Source organism: Deinococcus terrestris (genome assembly GCF_009377345.1).
In the GTDB taxonomy this organism is placed as follows: domain Bacteria; phylum Deinococcota; class Deinococci; order Deinococcales; family Deinococcaceae; genus Deinococcus; species Deinococcus terrestris.
Window position 1 is genome coordinate 191708 of the sequence record NZ_WBSL01000003.1, and the last position, 20282, is coordinate 211989.

Below are 20282 nucleotides of genomic sequence, written 5' to 3' on the forward strand. Positions count from 1 at the left end.
TCTAGCGAGACGGCCCGCAGCAGTCCCACCACGACCCCCACCCCCGCGAGGCCCAGCATCACCACCACCAACCCGACGCCGCCGAATGCTGGCGACTGGCCACTGGTCGCTGGCGACTTCACTCCAGCCTCGCCAGCCCGTGCCGCAGCGCGTACAGCGCCGCCTGCGTCCGGCTCTCCAGCCCCAGCTTGCTCAGCAATCGGCTCACGTGCGTCTTCACGGTCGCCTCGGTGACGTTCTGGTCGGCGGCGATGTCGCGGTTGGAGTAGCCCCGCGCGATGAGTTGCAGCACGATGACTTCCTTGGGCGTCAAGCTCTCGCGCATGTCGGTCGAGCGGAAGTCGCGCACCAGCCGCCGGGCTGCTTCCGGGTGCAGCCGCACCTCGCCCCGCGCGGCGGCGTGGATGGCCTCGGCCAGCGTGTCGGAGGAAGCGTCCTTGAGCATGTAGCCCATCGCTCCGGCGTCAATCGCGCCGTTGACCTTATGTTCCTCCAGCGTGCTCGTCAGCGCGATGACTTCCGTGTCGGGCAGGCTGCGGCGGATGGCGCGGGTGGCCTGAATGCCGTCCATCACGGGCATCATCAGGTCCATCACGACCACGTCGGGGCGCAGGCGCCCAGCTTCCGCGAGGGCCTCCTCACCGTTGGCGGCCTCGCCCACCACTTCAATATGCGGGTCCAGGCCCAGGAACAGCCTCAGGCCCTGCCGAACGACGGCGTGGTCGTCCACCAGCAGGACGCGGACGGGGTGGATGGTGGGGTCGGTCATGGGGCGTCTCCTTCGTCGTCGGGCAATCGGCGGGCGAGGCGCAAGCGGGGCGCCTCCACCCGGATGTCCAGTTCGGGGTCGGTCAGGGCGGCGGGGTCGGTGGCGATCACGTCCCCCTGCCGCAACAGGTCGCCCGGCGGGTCCAGCAGGCGGCCCCCCACCAATCGCACGCGGACGGACGTGTCGGGCGGGAGGCTCACTCGCACCTCCCCGGAAACGGTCTGAAGCGTGAGCGTCCCCGCCGCCCCATCCGGCAGCCGCAGGGCGAGGTCGCCGGAGGTGGAGGCCACGCGGCCTGCCTCCCCGCGCGGCAGTTCGCCCGTCACGTCGCCGCTCTGGGTGGTGACGGTCAGCCGCCCCGCCCACGCCTCCCCCAGCCGCAGGGTAACCGCGCCGCTGCCGGTCGTGACCCCCAGGGCAGGCGCCCGCCAGGGGGCCGGGGCGCGGAGGGTCACTGCCCCGCTCGCCGTCCCCAGGGTCAGGGGGCCGCTCTCCCCGGCGGGCAGGGTCGCCACCAGGGAGCCGGAGCGGGTGCGGGCGGTCAGCTCACGCACCCGCAGCGCGTGGAGGTCCAGTCGCAGGTCACCGCTCGCCGTCTCCACCCCCAGGGTGAGGGGCACCCCGCGCGAGAGCTGCACGTCCAGGCGGTGCTGCACGGCGGGAGTGTTGAGGTTGACCCGGTCGTCACTCAGCGGAGCCACGTCCAGCCGCACGTCGGCCCGCAGGGTGCCCCCCTCGCGAGAGGTCTGCACCCGCAGAGGATTGCGCTCGCGGTGGGTGGCCCGCCCGACCAGCGCGGCGCGGCCCGGCCACGGCAGCCCCGCCACGGCGAGGTCGGTGCGGTCGCCCGTCAGCCGCACGGCGAGTGCCGAGGCCCCCTCCAACGGCACGTCCAGCGGCGTCTCGCGCACGCTCAGGCCGGGAATGGGCGTGACCCGCCAGCCCGCCCAGGTCAGGCCTGCTCCTGCGGTGACCAACCCCAGCCCCAGCGCGATGCGGGCGAGCACCGGGGCCAGAGGCCGCGCGGGGGGCCGGGTGGGCGCGGTCACGTGGACTCCGGGAGGGCAGCAGGCAGCGTCAGGGTGACGGTCGTGCCCGCGCCGGGCTCACTCTGCACGGTCAACTCGCCCCCTGCCTCCCGCGCCCGCTCGCGCATGGAGCGCTGGCCCAGGGTGCCGCCGGGCAGCAGGGCAGGATTAAAGCCGCGCCCGTCGTCGCGGACCTCCAGTCGGACGGTGACCCCCTCCTGCGCGACCTTCAGCCACACCTCGCGGGCACGGGCGTGCTTGACCACGTTGTGCAGGGCCTCCTGCGCGACCCGGTAGGCGGCGGCCTGGGCGTGGGGGGCGAGGCCGGGTTCCTGGGGCGTGTCGGCGTGGACGGTCAGGCCGTGCCGCGCTTCCAGGGCGTGCGCGGTCTGCGCGAGGGCCGCGACCAGCCCGCCTTCCTCCAGCGCGTCGGGGCGCAGGCTGAAGAGCAGGGCCTTCATCTCGGAGACGCCGCCCTCGGCCAGCCGGATGGTGTACTCCAGGCTTTCGCGGGCGCGGGCGGGGTCGCGGTCCAGGGTGGCGCGGGCGGTCTTGGCCCCCAGGGTGATCCCGTAGAGGGCCTGCGCCACGCTGTCGTGCAGCTCGCGGGCCAGCCGCGCCCGCTCCAGCTCGCCGCCGCGCTCGCCCGCCCGCGCGATGAGTTCGGCGGCGTGCAGGGCCGTGCCCGCGTGGTCCGCGATGGAGAGGAGGAAGGCGAGTTCGTCCCCGCCGGGTCGGGTGCCCGCCGCGTACACCGCCCGCAGGGTGCCGCCGTCACGCCCGCCCGCGATCACCGGGAGGGTCGCCAGGGTACCTCCGCCGGGCAGGGGCCGCACGTCCGCCCCGCCAGGTGGGGGCAGGGGACCAGGCCCGTGCAGGGCGGGATCGTCGGGACCGCTCACCGTGCGCAGGGTGCCGTCGGGCGCGGTCAGGGCCACCGCCTGCGCCGTGCTCGCCGCCCTCGCCTGCCCTGCGAGGTCGGCCAGGGTCGCCCCCAGGTCGTCTCCCAGCGCCACCCGCCCGGCGGCCCGGCGCAGCGCCACGACCTCCCGCCGGGCACTCGCCCCGTCCTGCGGCACCGACAGCAGCGCAAAGGCCAGCCACGCCCACACCCGCCCCAGCAGGTTCAGCACCCCGCCCGTCACCAGCAGGCCCCCCGCCCCCGCCAGTACCAGCCCCGCCACGCCGGGCACCGAGAGGCTCACCTCCCCGCCCCCCCAGCTCACCGGGAGGGAACCCGCCGCCCACCACGGCGCCGCCAGCCCCAACGCCGAGGCCGCCAGCAGCACTCCCAGCACCGTCCAGCACAGCAGCGCGAGGGGCAGTTGCAGCAGGTGGAACATCAGCGCCCGGTAGGTCGCCCCGTCCGCGAGGGTGGCCCGCAACCAGCCCGCCACCCCGCCCGGCGGGGGAGGGCCTGCGGGGGCAAAGTGGAGGCCCAGCAGCCGTGCCAGCCCCCGCTGCACGTCCGCCAGCCCCGGCACCAGCCACAGGGTGCCCAGCAGCACCCCGGCCCCCACCAGCAGCGGCAACGTCACCACCCCGGCCAGCACGCCGCCCAGCAGCAGCCCTGCCACCAGCGTGCCCAGCGGCAGAGCCAGCAGAACATACAGCGCCGTGCGGTAGGTCTGCGCGTCCCGCAGGTCGGCCAGCAGCGGCGGGCCAGGGGGCAGGGCGGTGCGGGTCATCCGCCTCATCATGCCCGCAGGCTAGGGCTGGGGTGGGGCAGCGGGCGTCGGCCGAAAGGGGGAGAGGTCAGCGCAGGTCGGCTGGCGGCTTTAGCAGCCGGGGATTCCAGCGCCCTGACCCCCTGGCGTCCACCTGTTCCCCGCCACACGGTGGTGTCTGAACCTCCGGCACCCGCAGCGGCCAGAGGCTCGCCACGGCCCGCCCCGCGATGTCGCGCACCGGCACCAGCCCGAAGCTGCGCGAGTCCAGGCTCCCGCCAGGGCTGCGGTTGTCGCCCATCACGAAGTAGGTGTTCGGCGGCACCGTGGCCTCGGGGAAGGAGGCGACCGGGCTGGTCCGGTCCAGGCAGGTCTCCTCCCAGAAGGGAAGCGTCCAGGCCTGTGCTACCTGCTTCCCGTTGAGGTACAGCTCGCCCCGGTCCAGCCGGACCCGGTCGCCGGGCTGCCCGATCACCCGTTTGACGAGGTAGGGGCGGTAAGCCCACGGCAGCGTGACCCCCCGGTACCCATGCGTCCAAGAGGCAGGCACCTCACGCGGCGGTTTGAAGACCACCACGTCGCCCCGCGTGTACTCGCCCAGCCCGGCGCGGTGTGCCCAGCCCTCCATCTTCGGCACGGCCAGCCACTCGCCGTCGCGCAGGCCGGGAGCCATGCTGACCCCGTCTACCGCGACCGCCGTGGCCCCGAACTGGGTCACCAGCAGCGCGAAGGCGACCGGGGAGCCCCACTCGCGCCACAGCGTCCGCAGCCGTTCCCTCATGGCCGGGCCTCGTGGTGCGCCGGAGCGGGGCCAGCCCCCTGCGCCCACAACGCCGAGGCCGCCCCGCCCAATGCCCCGGCGAGCAGCAGCGTGCGCCACAGCAGCGGCAGTGTATGGGTGCGGGCCAATCCCAGGGCCACGCGCCCGGCGGGTCCCGCCTCGCAGACGGCCCGGTTCCAGGCTTCCGCCTCTGGGGAGCCTACCGTGAGGTGATCCAGCATCGCCTGATGGAGGTTGGCGTGCAGCTCGCCCCGCGCTGCCGTTCGGACAGTGGGAGGCAACAGGCGGGTGGCCGCGTCCAGGTAGGCGGCGACCTCCGGCGGCAGGGGAGGAGTCACCACAGGCTCCGCAGCGCCCGGTCAAAGGCGGCGTACCCCTCGCGGCGGCGCCCCAGCTCGGCCCGGCCCGCGTCCGTCAGGCGGTAGGTCTTGACCAGGGGACCACCCCGAGCGGGCGTCACGCTTGCCGCACTGAGAAATCCAGCTCGCTCCAGCCGGTGCAGCGCCGGGTAGAGGCTCCCCGCATTGAGGGTGATGTGCCCTTCCGTCAGCGCGTTCACCCGCTTGGTGATCTCCAGCCCGTACCCTTCCCCCTGCTCCAGCACGCTAAGCAGAATCAGGTCCAGATTGCCCTTGAACAGATTCAGGTCCATGCCCCCTCCCGTTATCAGATTCCGATATCAGGATGTGAGCATGGTGTGGGCCTCAGCGACCCACCACCGGCAACGGCGGCAGCGCCCGCTCCTCTACCCAGCGCCGCACCGTCGCCTCGGCCCCCGCGCCCGCCCGCTCGCGCACGAAGGCGAGGAAGGCCGGTGTGCTGACTGTCCCCGCCCCGGCCGAGAAGCGCGTCACGTAGGCCCGCAGGAAGTCGCGGAAGGCCGCGTCCCCGATTTCCGCCCGCAGCGCGTGGAAGGTCAGTGCCCCGCGCTGGTAGGTGCTGAGGTCAAAGAGTTCCCCTGCCCGCGTCGCCCGCAGGGGCCGGGTGCCCGCGCGGGTCAGGTTGGCGTGCCAGCGGGCGGCGTAGGCCTGCCCATCCCCGCCGAGGTGCTCGGTCCACAGCAGCTCCGAATAGGCGGCCATGCCCTCCGAGAGCCACACGTCGGGCCAGGTGGCGGGCGTGACCGCGTTGCCGAACCACTGGTGCGCGATCTCGTGGACGGCGGTGCGCTCGGTGCTCATGTTCAGCGGCATGGTGGAGAGGGTCGCCGTCTCCAGCGCGGGCAGCCGGGGCGTGACCACCGCCACCCCGTAGGCCCCGAACGGGTATGGCCCGAACCACTCCGAGAGCAGGCGCAACGCCTCGTCGGTACGGACATAGGCCGCCCGCACCGGGCCGGGCGTCTCCGGCGGGAAAAAGTCGCGCCGCACCACCGCGCTTCCCCCCACGCCCACGGGCACGGCAGACTCGTCCACCCGCAGAAAACGGTCCACGAAGACCCCCAGCGCATAGGTTGGGATGGGTTCCCGCTGCGAGAAGGTGAAGGTGCTCGTCCCCGCCGCGTCCACCCGGCCCGTCTCCACGCCGCTTGCCGCCGCCACGTAGCCGCGCGGCACGGTCACCCGCGTGGTGAAGGTGGCCTTGTCAGAGGGATGGTCGTTGGACGGGAGGAAAGTGTGCGTGCCGTTCGGCTCGCTCAGGACGAAGTTGGCCCCGGCCCTTCCCCCCTCGGCCGGGACAGCCTGCCAGCCCAGCAGCAGCGGCGTGGGAAAGTCGGGGTCCTCAAGCTCGCCGGGCGTCCCCGCGTACTCCACCGTCAGCCGGGCGGTCGCGCCGGGGCGCAGCGGGGCGGGAGGCGTGACCGTCAGTTTGGCGGCCTTCTCGTCCACCCCGAAAGGGACCGCCCGGTCATTCCAGCGCACGGCCTCCACCTCCGGCCCCAGGAAGTCCAGCCGAACCTGCGTCAGCGGTCGCGTGCTCGTCAGCGTCAGCGTGACCACCCCGCGCACCTCCCGCGTGCCAGGCTCCGTGACGGTCAGGTGCAGGTCGTAGTGCCGCACGTCCAGCCCGACCTGCCCCAGTTCGGGGAAAATGGGGTCGCGCAGGGTGTCGGCGGACGGGTTGAGGGCCGGTTGCGCGGGCACCGGGGCCGCCGTGAGCAGCCCCAGCGCGAGCAGGGAGAGGAGGGGACGCCGCATGGCCCAGGCTAGGGCCTGGAGCGAGGGGCGGCGGTGGGGTGGATTGCAGAGGGGAGGGGTTGTAGGGACCCCTCACCCCGCTGCTCCGCAGCGCCCCTCTTCCCTGGTAGAGGGGTAAAGAACCCTCTCCGAGGGGAGAGGGCCTCGCGCAGCGAGGAGTGAGGGGTCCTTTAAATCGGGTAGTACGCCCGCGCCTCCCCCTTCAGGAAGTCGCGCGTGGGCACCCAGATCAGCGGGTTGCGCTCCTCGCACTCCGGGGGCGGGCCGTAGCGAATCAGGCCCTCCACCTGCGCGAAAGGCACCCATTTCACGCCCACGACCTCCGGGTCGGTGGGGTCAAGGTCGCCGTGGTAGGCGGCCGTGAAGCGGGCGAAGTTGGCGTAGCACTCGTTGCGGGTGCCGCGCAGCATCTCGCCTTCCAGCAGGCTCACGAACCGGAGGTCGGTGACGGTCAGGCCCGTCTCCACAGCGACCTGCCGCACGGCGGCGTCCGCGAGGCTCTCGCCGGGGTGCGCCTTGCCGCCGGGCAGGCCGTAAAAGATGCTGCCGTCGTCCATGCGCTCTTCCACGAGCAGCAGTTCCTCGCCCCGCACCAGATAGACGTGCGCGGCGCGTTTGATGGGCAGGGTGCGCGACAGGTGGCTCATGTGCCCGGCAGTCTAGCCCCCCGCCCCCAGGAGCGCCATCACATCCTCGGGCAGCCGGGCCGGGCGGTAGGTCTTGTCGGTGGCGATGTGGCGGGTTTCGCCAGTCGCCAGGAGCGTCCCTTCGTGCCGGAGTTCATAGGTAAAGGTCATCGTCCGCGAGCGCACCGCGCCCACCCGCGTGACCAGCGTGAGTTCCTCGTCGTAGCGGGCGGCGCGGCGGTATTCCACATTCAGGCCCGAGAGCATCAGGTAGTAGCCCCGCGCCTCGACCTCGGCGTAGGGCAGCCCGAGGTCGCGCATCAGGTCGCTGCGGCCCACCTCGAACCACACCGGGTAATTGGCGTGATGCGCCACCCCCATCGCGTCCGTCTCGGCGTAGCGCACGCGGATGGGGGTGCGGGTCTCAAAGGGGGTGCTCACAGGCGGGACTCCGCTGCGTCGTAGAACTCCAGGGTGGGCGTGCGGCGCATCTTCACCTGCGCCGAGATCTCGCGCTGGAGGTACCCGCGTGCCCGGCCCAGGGCGTCCAGCAACTCGGGCATGTCGGCCCCCATCGCGCTGACATACACGCGGGCGAGGCCGTAGTCAGGCGTCACGGTCACGCGCTCCACCGTCACGATCAGCGGCACGCGGGGGTCGCGCAGTTCCGCGATGGCGGAGGAGAGGACGCGGGTGAGCTGGGCCTGGACCTGGGCAGGCTTCATGGGCGGGCCTTGGGGGAGAGGGGGGAGGCGGGCATGGGGGCATGGTAAGGGGTGGAAAGGAAGCGTGGGTCGGCGGCTTCCGCCTCACCCCCTCACCGCGAATACCGCCGCCCCTCGTACCCCGTAAAGACCCCGATGCCATAGGCCACGCTCCGCACGCTCTCCAGCACCGCCGTGCCGTTCCACGCGAGGCCCGCGCTGCTGCCGCCATCCAGCAGCAGGGCGTCCCGGACCCCCAGGCGGGCCATCACCTTGCCCATCTCGGTGGTGGTCAGCCGCGCGTGGGTGGTCACCAGCACGAGGTCGCGGTTGCTCACCAGCCCGACCGCGCTGCGGGCCGCCCGCCCGAAGAGGGCCGGATCCCGGAAGGCGCTGGAGTACTGGCGGCGCACCACCCCGTCTTTCAGGATGCTCGGACCGGCAGCAATCACCGTCTCCATCCCCCGCCACGCCACCTTCGCCCCGTCTCCCCGCGCGGGCACGGCCCGGATGGTCGCGCGGTTATCGGGCGTGATCGCCAGGCCCGCCGGAATCCGCCCCAGCGCCACCAGCCGTCCCCGCACCACCAGGTCTCCCGCCGGGATATACGACTGCGGGTGGAAATAGCTGCCGTTCACCACAGCCTTGGCACCACTCACCCGCGATAGGGTGCTCACCCGCGCCCCCTTCCCGATCCCGCCCGGCGGCAGTACCGGCGTGACGAGCACGTCGCGCCAGCGCAGGTCCACGTTCACGACCCGCACCGGGATACTCAGGGGCGTCAGCCGCTTGACGCTGACGGGCTTGCCGGTCGGTTTCGGCGGGATGGGCACCGGGACGCGCTGCGGCACCAGCACCCGCTGGCCGGGGTAGAGGCGGCGGCGGCCGAGGTCATTCAGGGCCAGCAGGTTCTTCTCAGTGGTGCGGTAGCGCTTGGCGAGCGTGCCCAGCGTCTCGCCGGGTTGGGCCGCCACGTAGCTGTGGATGACCCGCACCTCGGTCGTGGGGCGCGGCGGAACGGCGCGGGCGGCGGTCCCGGTGCCGCGTGGGGGCACCTTCAACTTCTGGCCCGGCCGGATCAGGCTGCCCGAGAAACCGTTGACCGCCCGCAGCGCGGCCACACTCACCCCCGCCCGTTCCGCAATGGCGCTCAGGGTGTCCCCGCGCCGCACGGTGTAGGGAGCCAGCCCATTGGAAGAGTTGGTCGTCGCTGTCGCCCCCCGCAGCCGCAGCACTTGGCCGGGCCGGATCAGGTTGCCCTTCAGCCCATTGAGCGACCGCAGCCGTGCCACGCTCACCCCGGTCCGTTGGGCCAGGCCGTAAAGGGTGTCGCCGGAACGCACGGTCACGGTCGTGGGGGCCGCCAGCGCGGGTGGGGGAGAGGTCAGCGCGAGAAGGAGAAGGGCACCGGACAGGAAGGAAGCACGCTGGGCCATCTCCCGCAGGGGAGCACGCGGGCGCGGGCGCGGGGATGAGACGGGCTGACGCGAACTTGGCCCACGGCCCCGTTCCCAACTCAAAGGGCCGCGGGGACTGTCCCCACGGCCCAGCTTCCAGCCTCGGCCCGGCTACCCGTCCAGCGGTTTGCCCAGCGCCTTGGGACCCGCGCTGCGCCCGGTAAAGGCTAGCGCGATGATCGTGATCAGGTAGGGCAGGGCCTGCACCAGCGTGGGCGGCAGCAGATCGGTGCCCCCCAGCGTGATGGAGAGGGCCTGGAGAAACCCGAACAGGATGGTCGCCGCCAGCACGCCCAGCGGCTTCCACTGCCCGAAGATCAGCGCGGCCAGCGAGATGAAGCCCAGGCCCGCGCTGATGTTGCGCACATAAGAGTCCAGATTCCCGATGCTGAGGAAGACGCCCGCCGTCCCCGCCAGCAGGCCCGACAGGATCACGCCGCTGTAGCGCATCCGCCGCACGTTGACGCCCATGCTGGCCGCTGCGCCGGGATGCTCGCCGGTGGCCCGCAGCCGCAGGCCGAAGGGAGTGCGGTACAGCACATACCACGTCACCAGGGCCGTAAGCAGCGCGAAGAACACGGGCGGGCTGAAGCGCAGCTCGCCGATGCCCCACAGTGGCAGGGCGTTTTGCACCTTGGGGCTTTCCGTGCTGCTGCCGTACAGGGCGGTCAGAATCACGGCGGGCACCCCGGTCGCCAGCAGGTTGATCGCCGTGCCCGAAATCACCTGATCGGCGCGGTATTTGATGGAAATGACCGCGTGAATCCAGGCGATCAGTCCGCCCACGAGCGCCCCGGCGAGCCACCCCAGCCAGGGGGCCAGCGAGCCGAGAGAGGGTTCCAGCGCCAGCGTCGCCACCGCGCCCGCCAGCGCCCCGAAGATGATCAGGCCGTCGAGCGCGATGTTCACCACGCCGCTGCGTTCGGAAAAGAGGCCGCCCAGCCCGGTCAGCAGCAGCGGCACCACGCTGCGGATGAAGGTGGCGAGGAAGGCCGTGGTCAGGAGTTGCGCGAACAAGCCGTCCATTACTGATTTCCCCCCTGGGTCACGTCTTTGTTGGTTTCACTGGCAAGGGTCACGTTGGGGTTGGGCGTGGCGCGTTCCTGCGCGGCCACCGAGGGGGTCAGGCCCGCCGTCGCCGGGGCTGCGTTGCCCCCACCGCCCGTCGCCGCAAGCTGGGGCGGCGGGGGATCGGTCACCCGGCGGCTGAGGAAGCCGCCCGCCGCGATAAACAGCACGATCAGGGCCTTGAGCACCACCACGATGTCGCGGCTGATGTTCTCCAGCCGCTGCACGCCAACGCTGCCGGTGTCGATGGTGCCGAACAGCAGGCTGGCGGCCATCACGCCCGCCGGGGTGTTCTGGCCCATCAGGGCCACCGCAATGCCGTCGAAGCCCACGCTGACCGGCATGTTGGCCTTGAGGCGGTACTCGTCGAGCGCCCCGCCGTTCACGTAGTGGGTGCCCGCCAGCCCCGCGAACATCCCCGCCAGCGTCATCGCCAGGATGGTCCCCCGCGCCACGCTGATTCCGCCGTACTCCGCCGCGCGTGGGGAGAGGCCCACCGCCCGCAGCGCGTACCCGGTCGCCGTGCGCCACATCAGCACCCCGAACAGGCCGATGCACGCCAGCGCGATCAGGAAGCTGGCGTTGAGCTGGCTGCCGATCACGGTGACCGGAATCCCAACCCGCCAGGTCAGCAGCCCCGCGAGCAGCGCCGCGCCCAGCGCGATCAGCCCGCCCCGCGCGGTACGCCGCGTCGCCAGCCGCGTCACCACGTAGGCCAGCAGCGCCACGAGCGGCCCGGCCGTCAGCGCAGTGGTGCCGTCCGCGCCCACGTTCAGGAGGTTCAGCAGGGTGGGCAGCCGCGCCCCCTCGCGCAACTCCTCGGAGGCGGGCTCGAAGCCTTCGGCCTTGAAGGGCAGGCTGTACTCGCGGCCCAGAAAGGTAAAGGTATTCGACCCGATCAGAAAGATGAAGATCGCCGAGGCGACGTAGTTCAGCATGATCGTGTTGATGACTTCCGAGGAGCCGAAGCGGGCCTTGAGAATGCCCGGAATCGCGCCCCACAGCGCCCCGCCCGCCGCCGCCGCCAGCACCGAGAGCGGCAGCAGGCCCCAGCCCAGCGAGGCCGGGCCGTACACGCCCACCAGCATGGCCATGATCGCCCCGATGGTGAGCTGCCCCGGCGCCCCGATGTTAAAGAGGCCCGTGCGGAACGCGAACGCCACCGACAGCCCGGTGAAGATCAGCGGGGTCGCTAGCTTGAGACTTTCCAGCAAGGGGTTCAGCGCCGTCACAGGCGCGAAGAGGGTCGAGTACACGAAATACACGAGGTCGCTCTTGGCGAGCCACCCCGTCCAGGGGGTCAGCGGCGTGCCCGAGGCGTTCACCGCAGGCTGCACGATGAGCACAACCACCGCGCCCACCAGCACCGCCAGCGAGATGGCGACGGCGGGCACCAGCAGGCCCCGAAGCCGGTTGAGCCGCTCCCACCACGCCGGAAAGCGGCTCAATCCCGCCCCCGCCGTGATCAGTCCGCCCAGCACGGTCAGGAAGAGGCCGAGGTTCATCCCCCCGCCCTCGTAAAAGGAGCGCAGTTGCCGCCGGAAGCCGGGCCGCAGGGAGGTGTCGGCGGCAATGCGGGCGGTCTGCTCGCCCAGCCCCTGCCCCAGCAGCACCACGGCAATGATGCCCAACACGGCGGCCAGCAGCCCCGTCAGCCACACCCAGGAGGCGCGGCGCAGCGCCCCCACCACGCTGACAATCAGGAGGGCCAGGGCCGCCCAGCCCAGCGGCAGGACGGTGCCGGTGGGGGGCAGGGGCGCGTCGGGGTTGGCGCTGAGGTTGGTCACGGCGCCGGTCAGGTGCAGGAGAACGGGGTCGGCGTCGAAGCCGCGCCCCAGGGTGGCGAGGGGAAACAGCAGCAGCCCGGCGGCGGCCACCGCGCTCGCCGTCAGCGCGATTCGCGCCGCCACTGGCGAGAGGCGAGAGTCAGAAAGGTGCGTCACCCGAGCATTGTAAGCGGCCCTGAACGGCCTTCACATGAAGGGCTCAGCCCGTCCCGCCTGCTATTCTCGCGGGCGCTATGGAACGCACCTTTGCCATGATCAAGCCCGACGGCGTGCGCCGCGGCCTGACCCCCGAGATTCTCGCCCGCATCCAGAAGAAGGGCTACCGCATCGTCGGCCTCAAGCAGATGATGATCGCCCGCGAAACCGCCGAGACCCACTACGGCGAGCACCGCGAGCGCCCCTTTTTCGGCGAACTCGTCGAGTTCATCACGGGCGGCCCCGTGGTCGCCATCGCCCTGGAAGGCGAGAACGCCATCACGGGCTGGCGAGCCATGATGGGCGCGACCAACCCCGCCAACGCCGCTCCCGGCACCATCCGCGCCGACTTCGCCACCACCACCGGCGAGAACGTCACCCACGGCAGCGACTCCCCCGAGAGCGCCGAGCGCGAACTGGGGCTGTTTTTCCGCGAGGACGAGCTGCTGAAGTGAGGCGGCCAGCGGCCAGTCGCCAGTGACCATGACGCCCCGGCTTCGGCTGGGGCGCCATTTTTGCTCTCCCGCGAGGGCGGGGCACGTGACCCCCTTGCCCCTTTTTTTCCTGGCGACTGGCCGCTGGAAACTGGCGACTACCGAAACGCGCTCAGCACCTCCGCCTCCGCCTGCGCCGCGTAGCCCCGCGTGACTACCCGCAGGTCGCCGCTGGGCTGCTCCAGAATCACCGTGTCCGCGAGGCGGCCCCCCGGCGCGGGGCGCAGGCCGCTGGTCCCGTCGGCGGTCCGGACCCGCCGCGCCCCCTCCCCGGCGAGGTCGGCGGCGCTGAACTCCGGCCCCTCGATGTCCAGCGCCCAGGCCAGCGGGCGGGCATCGCTGTCGTAGCGCACGGTGACCCGGCGGGCGGGGAGGGGCGGGTCCGTCTCCCAGACCGTCTCGCGCAGACCCCCCGCCATCTTCACGCCCCGGCGGTCGCCCAGGCGGTCGTGGGTGCCGTTCCCGGTAAAGAGGACCTGCGCGGTGAGGTCGTCCCCCTCCCCCCCGGTGCGGGGGCCGCAACTCGCCAGGGTCAGGAGGGCGAGGAGGGCAGCGGCGGGCAGGCGGCGGGGCATGGCTCCCAGCGTACCCGTGCCAGCATGGCCGGATGGCCCCGCACCAGCTCCCCCTCGCGCTGACGGCTGCCCTACTGTTGCTGCTCCTGACGCTTGGGCTGGGGCTGCAACTGGGGCGCTGGCGGGTCGTGCGTTGGCTGCACCATGCCCTCTTCTTCGCCGTGTGCGTGGGGGTGGGCTTTTCGGCGCTGCTGGGGTGGCGCTCGGGCGGGTGGGCGCTGCTGCCCGCGCTGGGGGCGCTCCTGCTGATGCCCCGGACCAAACCGGGCCGGGCCGACCACTGGCGGGGGGCACTCGTCTCGGCGGGGCTGTTCGCGCTGGGTGCGTGGGGAGCGTGGTGAGGGGCCGTGGGGCCGCCCGTCCCCGCCCGCCCGCGCTAGCCTGCCTCCAATGAGTCCCCCTCCCGCCCACCCCCCGGCGCTCCCCCTGATCGAGGGGATGCTGGCCCGGCGCACCACCAACGGCCCCTTCCGGCCCGATCCGGTCAGCCGCGAGCACCAGCACCTCCTGATGCGGGTCGCGCAGGCCGCTCCCAGCCACTTCAACAGCCAGCCGTGGAGATTCGTCCTCGTCGAGAATCCGCAGACCATCGCCGAGATCGCCCGCATCTCCGGCGAGAGCATGACCGAGCTGATCGAGGCCGGGGTCTTTTTCGAGCGCTACCGCCGCTATTTCCGCTTCAGTGAAGCCGAGATGGAGGAGCGGCGCGACGGCATCCACATCGACCACCTGCCCGGCCCGCTGCGGCCCTTTACCCGGCAGGTCTTCAGCGACGCGGGCCTCAAGCTGATGCGGCAGCTCGGTGTGCCGAAAAAACTGGGCGAGGACAACCGCAAGCTGGTCGCCGGAAGCCCGCTGCTGCTCGCCGCGCTGCTGGACAAATCGGAGTACCGCCCCGGCGAACTCAGCGGCTTTTACTCCGTCTTCGGCCTCGGCGCGGCGATGGAGAACATCTGGAACGCGGTCGGGGCGCTCGGCATGGGCATCCAGTTCGTCTCCACGCCGATGGAGATTCCCCGACAGTGGCGGGCCATCCAGACCCTGCTGAACGTGCCCGGCGACCTCGAACTGATGGCCGTCTACCGGCTGGGGTACCTCCCGGCGGGCGAGAAGCGTCCCTCCATCGACTGGAGCAGCCGTCACCGCAAGCGCCTGTCGCAGTTCGTCGCCCGCGAGCGCTGGGGGGAGCCGGAGGAGGAGTAACCCTCTTGGGTCCCTTGCTGCAACCCCCGCCGCTCACCGTCCGCCCGCCCCGCAGGCGTCACAATGCCCCCTCGGAGGAACCACCCATGACCCAGACCACCCCCAACGCCGCGCAGAGCGGCACCTTCAAGATCGGCGGCGACCTCAGCGTGAACCGCCTGGGCTTCGGCGCGATGCGGATTACCGGCGAGGGCGTCTGGGGCGACCCCGCCGACCGCGAGGGCGCCTTGGCGACCCTGCGCCGGTTGCCCGACCTGGGCGTCAACTTCATCGACACCGCCGACTCCTACGGCCCGGCCGTCTCGGAGGAACTCATCCGCGAGGCGCTGCACCCCTACGACACGGTGGTCGTGGCGACCAAGGCGGGCCTGACCCGCACCGGCCCCGACGTGTGGATTCCGGTGGGCCGCCCCGAGTACCTCAAGCAGCAGGCCTATATCTCGCGCCGCCGCCTGGGGGTCGAGCGCATCGACCTGTGGCAACTGCACCGCATCGACCGCCATGTGCCGCAGGACGAGCAGTTCGGCGCGATCCGCGAGCTGATCGACGAGGGCGTCATCCGCCACGCGGGCCTCAGCGAGGTCAGCGTGGAGGAGATCGAGGCCGCCCGCCGCGTCTTCCCGGTCGCCACCGTGCAGAACCTCTACAACCTCGCCAACCGCAAGTCCGAGGACGTGCTGGACCACTGCGAGCGCGAGGGCATCGGCTTTATTCCGTGGTATCCCCTGGCCGCCGGGCGGCTGGCGCAGGAGGGCAGCGTCCTGACCGAGATCGCCGGGCGCCTGGGCGCGACCCCCTCGCAGGTGGCCCTCGCCTGGGTCCTGCGCCGCAGCCCTGTCATGCTGCCCATTCCCGGCACGGGCAAGGTGGGGCACCTGGAGGAGAACGTGGCCGCCGCCTCGCTCACCCTCTCCGACGAGGACTTCACCGCCCTGGACGAGGTGGGCCGCCAGGAGTGGGAGCGCCAGCAGGCCGCCCGGCGCTGAGCCGAACGGGACTTCGGTGGGGGAGAGGGGATGACCTTCTCCCCCTTGCCGTGATGGTCCAACGGTAAAGCCCCCGTCAGCTCTGACGGTGCGGCAGGGCACGGTGCCCGGCGGGGGAGGGGGGAGAATGCCGCATGGCTGCCTCCCCTGCCCTGCCGCTGGTGCGCTCGCTCGTGACCGGGCACCCGCCCTACCGCGCCCCCCAGGCCGAGGTCCGGGAGGCCGCCCGCACCCTCTTTCCGCGCATGGCAGCCCGCCCGCACATGCTCGACGTGTTCGACAACGCGCAGATCGACTCCCGCGCCCTGTCGCGCCCGCTGGAATGGTACCTGGAGCCGCGCGGCTTCGGGGAGAAAAACGCCGTCTTCGTGGAGGAGGCCCGTGCCCTGACCGTCCGGCTGGCGCGAGAAGCCCTGGAGCGGGCGGACGTGACCCCGGCAGAGGTGGACGCGGTGGTCGTGGTGAACACCAGTGGCCTGAGCACTCCTAGCCTGGACGCTTATCTGATCGGAGCGCTGGGCCTCAACCCGCACGCGGCGCGACTGCCGGTGTGGGGGCTGGGGTGCGCGGGCGGGGCTTCGGGCCTCGCGCGGGCCGCCGACCTCGTGCGGGCGGGGTTCCGGCGGGTGCTGTTCGTGGCGGTGGAGCTGTGCAGCCTGACCCTGGTGAAGGGCGACGAGTCCAAGAGCAACTTCGTGGGCACGGCCCTCTTCGCGGACGGCGGCGCGGCCCTGGTCGTCACCGCCGCCGACGTGCCCGGCCCGCCGCCGCTGGCCGCGCTCCACGGCGCTTTCTCCACCCTGATCGAGGACTCCGAGGACATCATGGGCTGGGACGTGGTGGACGACGGCCTGAAGGTGCGCTTCTCGCGCGACATCCCCACCCTGGTCCGCTCCATGATGCGGGAGAACGTCGCGCAGGCCCTCGCCGGGCGCGGATGGAGCCGGGACGACGTGGGCACCTTCGTGGTGCACCCCGGCGGGGTCAAGGTGCTCGCCGCCTATGAGGAAGCGCTCGACCTGCCCCCCGGCGCCCTCGACACCAGCCGCCGCGTCCTCGCCGCGCACGGCAACATGAGCAGTGTGACGGTCCTGTTCGTGCTGGAGGAGGTGCTGCGCGGGAAGCCGCTGGGCCAGGGCCTCCTCTCCGCGATGGGACCGGGCTTCAGCGCCGAACACGTGCTGCTGAGCTTCGGGCCGCTGGACTGAGGAGGACAGCAGGAGAACGGAGCCTTCCCGACCGGGCGAAGGCTCCGTTTCCTGTGTGTGGGGCCGGACTTAGCTGCCGTCCTCCCCGTCCACCGTCTTCTGCGGGTTCGTGGTCGCGCCGCTCGCGGGCAGGCCCGACGCCATCCCGCCGTGGGTGGTGGGGTTGCGGGCCTCGCCGCCCGCCGCGCTGGGGGCCGGGGCGTCCGGATTCGCGGTGAGGGGCGTGTCTGCCCCCGCGTCCGCGTTCTCGTCGCCCACCTGGCCCCAGTGGGCGTCCGTCTGCCCCTCGTCCGGCGTCTTGGGGGTGCCGGTCTGCCAGTTGGGGTTGTCCTGCACCTGTTCCTGCGGCACGTTGTCTTGGGGGCCGGTGCCGCTCCTCGTGGGGTCGCTCATGGGGGGCCACCTCCTGGGACTGCTGTTCAGCGGCGCTGGTTCTGGGGCTGCATTCCGTCGTGCTCGCCCGTCACGTCCTTCGGGGTCTGCTCGACCTGCTGGCCCTTCTCGGCCATGCCGGGGCGGCGCACGGCCTTTTCGCCGCTGAGGTCGTCGGTGTCCTTGACGCCTCCCTCGGGGCTGCGGTCGGCGGGTGGGCGGGGTTTGTCGTCACTCATGGGTGGACCTCCCTGGGGTGAAGTGGGTGTGGAAGGTCAGCCTACCCCTCCCGACTGGGCGGCAACCTTCACCTCGCCTATACCCGGCGCCGCAGCAGGCGCAACCCCATGAACACCACGAAGACGGTCCCGCCCTCGTGCGCGAGCACGCCCAGCGGCAGCGGCACCTGCCCCGCCACCGCGAGCGGCGCGACGATCAGAATGACACCGAAGGCGAAGGTCAGGTTCAGCCGCACGGTGCGCCGCGCTTCCCGTGCGAGCCGCACCGCGCCCGCCAGCCGCCCGAGGTCGTTGTGCATCAGCACCACGTCGGCGCTCTCGATCGCCACGTCGGTCCCCGAGGCCACCGCCACCCCCAGATCGGCGCGGGCCAGCGCGGGGGCGTCGTTCACCCCGTCGCCCACCATCGCCACCGGGCCGGGCAGCTCGCCGATGATTCGCAACTTGTCCTCCGGCAGCAGCTCGGCGCGGTACTCGCTCAGGCCGACCTCCCGCGCCACCGTGCGGGCCACCTCCTCGCGGTCGCCGGTCAGCATGACGCGGTGCTGCACCCCACTGGCTGCGAGCTGGTCCAGCGCGTCGCGGATGCCGGGGCGCGGGGCGTCGGTCACCCCCAGCAGCCCCACGGCGCGGCTCCCCACCCCCACGATGACCACGCAGCGGCCCGCGGCGGCCAGCTCGTCCAGCCTGGCCCGCTGCGCCTCCGACAGGGTGGCCCCCTGCCGCCCGGCCAGCCGGAGGTTGCCCGCCCAGGCGACCTCGCCCTCCGGGGTGCGGGCGGTAATGCCATGGCCGGGCACAGCCTGCGCGTCCGTGAGGGCCAGCGGCGTCACCCCGCGCTCCCCCGCCGCCGTCACGACCGCCCGCGCGATGGGGTGCTCGCTGTGGGTCTCCAGTCCGGCCGCCAGCGCGAGGGCTTGCCGCTCGTCGGCGGCGTGGACGTGCGTCAGGGTCATCCTCGCCTGGGTCAGGGTGCCCGTCTTGTCGAAGGCGACCGTCTGCACCCCGGCCAGCGCGTCGAGCGCGGCGCTGCTCTTGAACAGCACCCCGGCGCGGGCGGCGGCGGCCATCGCCGAGAGCATCACGGCGGGCGTCGAGATCACGACCGCGCAGGGGCTGGCGACCACCATGAAGGTCATCGCCCGGTACCACGCGTCATCGGTAGGCAGGCCAAAACCGTAGTACAGCAGCGCAAACACCAGCGGCACGCCCAGCAGCACGGCGGTCGCGTAAGGGCTTTCCCAGCGCTCGGTGAGGGTCTCGGTGCGGCTTTTCTGGGTCTGCGCCTCCTCCATCAGCCCGACGAGGCGGGCCAGGGTGCTCTCGCCCGCGGGCCGGATGACCTCGGCCTCCACGCTGCCGTTGAGGTTGACCGTCCCCGAGGCGAGGGCGGCGCCCGGTTCCTTGTCCACCGGCACGCTTTCCCCGGTGACGGGCGACTCGTCCACGCTGGTCTGCCCGCGCACCACCCGCGCGTCGGCGGCGATGCGCTCGCCGGGGCGCACCACCAGCAGGTCGCCCACCTGAATCTCGCCCAGCTCGCACCAGCGCTCCCGCCCGTCCCGGCGCACGGTGGCTCCCTCCGGGTTGAGGTCCATCAGCGCCTGAATCGCGTTCTTGGTGCGGCCCATCGCCCAGTCCTGCAAGGTGTTGGACAGGCTGAACAAAAAGAGCAGGATCGCCCCGTCCGCCATCTGCCCGATAGAAGCGGCTCCCAGCGCGGCCAGCACCATCAGCAGGTCCACGTCCAGCTTGCGCTCGCGCAGCAGGCTCCGCAGCGCCTCGCGCCCGGCGGGAATCCCCCCCGCGAGGTACGCCAGCCCGTAGCCCACCCACATGACGGCGGGCAGGGCCAGCAGATGCTCGCCCACCACCCCCACCAGCAGGCCCAGCAGGGTCAGGGCGGTCAGCAAGACGGCCGTTCGCAATTCCGGCGACAGGCGAAAGGGACGTGGCAAACCTGCGGGAGAGGGGGTCGGCAGGGTCGAGGTGGTCATGGGGCCTCCGGGCAGGAATCGAGCTTAATAGGAATCCTTCTCAATAAGCCCAGTCTACTCCTCTGTCGGGTCCGACTCAACGCCCTATTCAGAGCGGAATGCTGGAGATACCTCGTCTGGTATGGCCGCCAGCGGCAGGTCATGCTCACGGGCCAAGGCGAGCCAGTGGGCGGTGGGCCGTGAGCGAAAGGTGCCCTCCGGGTCCGGGCCGATCACCTCGTGGAAGCGGGCGGCAAAGTGCGCCTCCAGCGCGGCCACGGCGACCGTGCCGTCGGCAGTGGCGTACAGGCGGTACGTGGGCGAGGCTCCCGACAGCAGCCCCCCTGGCGCCGTCAGCCCGGAGCGCAGCGGTCCCGCCGCCAGCCGCGCCGCGTCTCCCAGGCCCACCACCCGCTCCCGCTCGGGCAAGCCGCGCTCGCGCCCCAGTAGCAGGGCCAGCGCCGCCGCGTACGCCTGCTGGCCGCCCAGCACGTCGGCGAACAGGGTGCGTGGCATGGCGGGCCGGGCGGGATCGAGCAGTCCAGCCTCCGCCACATAGGTCAGGTCGTGCCCCGGCGTCTGCGGCGTGCGCGTGTCCCCCACGATGAGGACCCGGCACAGATGCGGGCAGTCTCGCCCCAGCGTCTTCCCGTCCAGCCCCAGCCGCCCCAGCGCCGAGGGACGGCTGCTCGTGAGTAACAGGTCCGCTTCGGCCAGCCGCGCCCGCAGCTCGGCCCGTCCCTCTGCCCCCTTGAGGTCGAGGCGCCGCACCTCCACCCCCCGCGTGAGTTCCGCGTACCACTCCGGCGCCCACGCCGCGAAGGGGTCACCGCCCGGCGGTTCGACCTTGACCACCCGTGCCCCGTCGTCCCGCAGCGCGGCGGCGGCGAGTGGGCCAGGCAGGTTGGGCGCGAGGCTCAGGACCGTGAAGCCGTGCAGGGGACCGGGCATGATCCATCCTCTCACCCGCAACGTGTTGTCCCCACGGGGGTAACGGCGTTCCTGTGCC

The 20282-nt window shown here is 72.3% G+C and carries 23 protein-coding genes; 5 read left to right on the top strand and 18 right to left on the bottom strand.

Annotation, left to right across the window (positions count from 1 at the left end):
• Positions 1–118: 118 nt before the first annotated feature.
• From F8S09_RS09320 to F8S09_RS09380, 13 genes are all read right to left on the bottom strand, one after another.
• Positions 119–769 carry a response regulator gene (locus tag F8S09_RS09320; protein WP_152871214.1) on the bottom strand — a complete coding sequence of 217 codons (651 nt, stop codon included), beginning with the start codon at positions 767–769 and terminating at the stop codon, positions 119–121.
• Positions 766–1818, bottom strand: coding sequence for a DUF4097 family beta strand repeat-containing protein (locus F8S09_RS09325; protein ID WP_322618686.1), 1053 nt, complete (start codon positions 1816–1818; stop codon positions 766–768). The genes F8S09_RS09320 and F8S09_RS09325 overlap by 4 nt, the downstream gene beginning before the upstream one ends.
• Positions 1815–3497 (bottom strand): sensor histidine kinase, encoded by a 1683-nt coding sequence (locus F8S09_RS09330; RefSeq protein WP_152871215.1) that lies wholly within the window; start codon positions 3495–3497, stop codon positions 1815–1817. Before F8S09_RS09330 ends, F8S09_RS09325 begins: the two co-directional genes overlap by 4 nt.
• A 55-nt stretch (positions 3498–3552) precedes the next feature.
• Positions 3553–4245, bottom strand: coding sequence for a signal peptidase I (lepB, locus tag F8S09_RS09335; protein ID WP_152871216.1), 693 nt, complete (start codon positions 4243–4245; stop codon positions 3553–3555).
• A complete protein-coding gene (locus F8S09_RS09340) occupies positions 4242–4583 on the bottom strand; it encodes a hypothetical protein (protein WP_152871217.1) in 342 nt (113 codons plus the stop codon). The genes lepB and F8S09_RS09340 overlap by 4 nt, the downstream gene beginning before the upstream one ends.
• Positions 4580–4897, bottom strand: coding sequence for a PadR family transcriptional regulator (locus F8S09_RS09345; protein ID WP_152871218.1), 318 nt, complete (start codon positions 4895–4897; stop codon positions 4580–4582). The genes F8S09_RS09340 and F8S09_RS09345 overlap by 4 nt, the downstream gene beginning before the upstream one ends.
• Before the next feature lie 52 nt (positions 4898–4949).
• Entirely contained in the window at positions 4950–6383 is a 1434-nt protein-coding gene (locus F8S09_RS09350) for a M1 family metallopeptidase (protein WP_152871219.1), read from the bottom strand.
• 170 nt (positions 6384–6553) lie between these two features.
• Complete coding sequence (locus F8S09_RS09355) at positions 6554–7030, bottom strand: NUDIX hydrolase (protein WP_104991304.1); 477 nt, start codon at positions 7028–7030, stop codon at positions 6554–6556.
• Positions 7031–7042: 12 nt separating this feature from the next.
• Positions 7043–7450, bottom strand: a complete 408-nt coding sequence (locus F8S09_RS09360; RefSeq protein WP_322618687.1) for an acyl-CoA thioesterase — start codon at positions 7448–7450, stop codon at positions 7043–7045.
• Positions 7447–7734 (bottom strand): ribosome-binding factor A, encoded by a 288-nt coding sequence (locus tag F8S09_RS09365; RefSeq protein ID WP_152871220.1) that lies wholly within the window; start codon positions 7732–7734, stop codon positions 7447–7449. The genes F8S09_RS09360 and F8S09_RS09365 overlap by 4 nt, the downstream gene beginning before the upstream one ends.
• Positions 7735–7826: 92 nt before the next feature.
• Entirely contained in the window at positions 7827–9149 is a 1323-nt protein-coding gene (locus F8S09_RS09370; RefSeq protein ID WP_152871221.1) for a LysM peptidoglycan-binding domain-containing protein, read from the bottom strand.
• 132 nt (positions 9150–9281) lie between these two features.
• Positions 9282–10196, bottom strand: coding sequence for an ABC transporter permease (locus tag F8S09_RS09375; protein WP_152871222.1), 915 nt, complete (start codon positions 10194–10196; stop codon positions 9282–9284).
• Entirely contained in the window at positions 10196–12181 is a 1986-nt protein-coding gene (locus tag F8S09_RS09380) for an ABC transporter permease (RefSeq protein ID WP_322618688.1), read from the bottom strand. The genes F8S09_RS09375 and F8S09_RS09380 overlap by 1 nt, the downstream gene beginning before the upstream one ends.
• A 77-nt stretch (positions 12182–12258) precedes the next feature.
• Between F8S09_RS09380 and ndk the strand changes: the two genes are divergently transcribed.
• Positions 12259–12675, top strand: coding sequence for a nucleoside-diphosphate kinase (gene ndk, locus F8S09_RS09385; protein WP_152871223.1), 417 nt, complete (start codon positions 12259–12261; stop codon positions 12673–12675).
• 137 nt (positions 12676–12812) lie between these two features.
• On the opposite strand, the gene F8S09_RS09390 is transcribed toward ndk, so the two are convergent.
• Positions 12813–13289: a hypothetical protein gene (locus F8S09_RS09390; protein WP_152871224.1), complete on the bottom strand. Its 477-nt coding sequence runs from the start codon at positions 13287–13289 to the stop codon at positions 12813–12815.
• A 32-nt stretch (positions 13290–13321) separates the two neighbouring features.
• On the opposite strand from F8S09_RS09390, the gene F8S09_RS09395 reads away from it, so the two are divergent.
• From F8S09_RS09395 to F8S09_RS09410, 4 genes are all read left to right on the top strand, one after another.
• Positions 13322–13630: a hypothetical protein gene (locus F8S09_RS09395; RefSeq protein WP_152871225.1), complete on the top strand. Its 309-nt coding sequence runs from the start codon at positions 13322–13324 to the stop codon at positions 13628–13630.
• Between the two features lie 49 nt (positions 13631–13679).
• Positions 13680–14492, top strand: coding sequence for a nitroreductase family protein (locus F8S09_RS09400; RefSeq protein WP_152871226.1), 813 nt, complete (start codon positions 13680–13682; stop codon positions 14490–14492).
• 86 nt (positions 14493–14578) lie between these two features.
• A complete protein-coding gene (locus F8S09_RS09405; protein WP_152871227.1) occupies positions 14579–15478 on the top strand; it encodes an aldo/keto reductase in 900 nt (299 codons plus the stop codon).
• A gap of 134 nt (positions 15479–15612) precedes the next feature.
• Positions 15613–16686 carry a type III polyketide synthase gene (locus tag F8S09_RS09410; RefSeq protein ID WP_152871228.1) on the top strand — a complete coding sequence of 358 codons (1074 nt, stop codon included), beginning with the start codon at positions 15613–15615 and terminating at the stop codon, positions 16684–16686.
• Between the two features lie 69 nt (positions 16687–16755).
• On the opposite strand, the gene F8S09_RS09415 is transcribed toward F8S09_RS09410, so the two are convergent.
• The 4 genes from F8S09_RS09415 to F8S09_RS09430 all read right to left on the bottom strand — a co-directional run bounded on the left by F8S09_RS09415 (position 16756) and on the right by F8S09_RS09430 (position 20224).
• Positions 16756–17079 carry a hypothetical protein gene (locus tag F8S09_RS09415; protein WP_152871229.1) on the bottom strand — a complete coding sequence of 108 codons (324 nt, stop codon included), beginning with the start codon at positions 17077–17079 and terminating at the stop codon, positions 16756–16758.
• A 26-nt stretch (positions 17080–17105) separates the two neighbouring features.
• On the bottom strand, positions 17106–17297 hold the full coding sequence (locus F8S09_RS09420; protein WP_152871230.1) for a hypothetical protein: 192 nt from the start codon (positions 17295–17297) through the stop codon (positions 17106–17108).
• A 77-nt stretch (positions 17298–17374) separates the two neighbouring features.
• Complete coding sequence (locus tag F8S09_RS09425) at positions 17375–19294, bottom strand: heavy metal translocating P-type ATPase (RefSeq protein ID WP_152871231.1); 1920 nt, start codon at positions 19292–19294, stop codon at positions 17375–17377.
• Positions 19295–19378: 84 nt separating this feature from the next.
• Positions 19379–20224, bottom strand: coding sequence for a CoA transferase (locus tag F8S09_RS09430; RefSeq protein ID WP_152871232.1), 846 nt, complete (start codon positions 20222–20224; stop codon positions 19379–19381).
• Between the last annotated feature and the right edge of the window lie 58 nt (positions 20225–20282).

Bases quoted from the DNA above. Each gene is read 5' to 3' on its own strand.
- F8S09_RS09320 (WP_152871214.1), bottom strand. From the start codon at position 769: ATGACCGACCCCACCATCCACCCCGTCCGCGTCCTGCTGGTGGACGAC.
- F8S09_RS09390 (WP_152871224.1), bottom strand. From the start codon at position 13,289: ATGCCCCGCCGCCTGCCCGCCGCTGCCCTCCTCGCCCTCCTGACCCTG.
- F8S09_RS09425 (WP_152871231.1), bottom strand. From the start codon at position 19,294: ATGACCACCTCGACCCTGCCGACCCCCTCTCCCGCAGGTTTGCCACGT.
- F8S09_RS09410 (WP_152871228.1), top strand. From the start codon at position 15,613: ATGGCTGCCTCCCCTGCCCTGCCGCTGGTGCGCTCGCTCGTGACCGGG.
- F8S09_RS09345 (WP_152871218.1), bottom strand. From the start codon at position 4,897: ATGGACCTGAATCTGTTCAAGGGCAATCTGGACCTGATTCTGCTTAGC.
- lepB (WP_152871216.1), bottom strand. From the start codon at position 4,245: ATGAGGGAACGGCTGCGGACGCTGTGGCGCGAGTGGGGCTCCCCGGTC.
- F8S09_RS09405 (WP_152871227.1), top strand. From the start codon at position 14,579: ATGACCCAGACCACCCCCAACGCCGCGCAGAGCGGCACCTTCAAGATC.
- F8S09_RS09415 (WP_152871229.1), bottom strand. From the start codon at position 17,079: ATGAGCGACCCCACGAGGAGCGGCACCGGCCCCCAAGACAACGTGCCG.
- F8S09_RS09400 (WP_152871226.1), top strand. From the start codon at position 13,680: ATGAGTCCCCCTCCCGCCCACCCCCCGGCGCTCCCCCTGATCGAGGGG.
- ndk (WP_152871223.1), top strand. From the start codon at position 12,259: ATGGAACGCACCTTTGCCATGATCAAGCCCGACGGCGTGCGCCGCGGC.
- F8S09_RS09365 (WP_152871220.1), bottom strand. From the start codon at position 7,734: ATGAAGCCTGCCCAGGTCCAGGCCCAGCTCACCCGCGTCCTCTCCTCC.
- F8S09_RS09430 (WP_152871232.1), bottom strand. From the start codon at position 20,224: ATGCCCGGTCCCCTGCACGGCTTCACGGTCCTGAGCCTCGCGCCCAAC.
- F8S09_RS09375 (WP_152871222.1), bottom strand. From the start codon at position 10,196: ATGGACGGCTTGTTCGCGCAACTCCTGACCACGGCCTTCCTCGCCACC.
- F8S09_RS09330 (WP_152871215.1), bottom strand. From the start codon at position 3,497: ATGATGAGGCGGATGACCCGCACCGCCCTGCCCCCTGGCCCGCCGCTG.
- F8S09_RS09355 (WP_104991304.1), bottom strand. From the start codon at position 7,030: ATGAGCCACCTGTCGCGCACCCTGCCCATCAAACGCGCCGCGCACGTC.
- F8S09_RS09370 (WP_152871221.1), bottom strand. From the start codon at position 9,149: ATGGCCCAGCGTGCTTCCTTCCTGTCCGGTGCCCTTCTCCTTCTCGCG.
- F8S09_RS09350 (WP_152871219.1), bottom strand. From the start codon at position 6,383: ATGCGGCGTCCCCTCCTCTCCCTGCTCGCGCTGGGGCTGCTCACGGCG.
- F8S09_RS09420 (WP_152871230.1), bottom strand. From the start codon at position 17,297: ATGAGTGACGACAAACCCCGCCCACCCGCCGACCGCAGCCCCGAGGGA.
- F8S09_RS09395 (WP_152871225.1), top strand. From the start codon at position 13,322: ATGGCCCCGCACCAGCTCCCCCTCGCGCTGACGGCTGCCCTACTGTTG.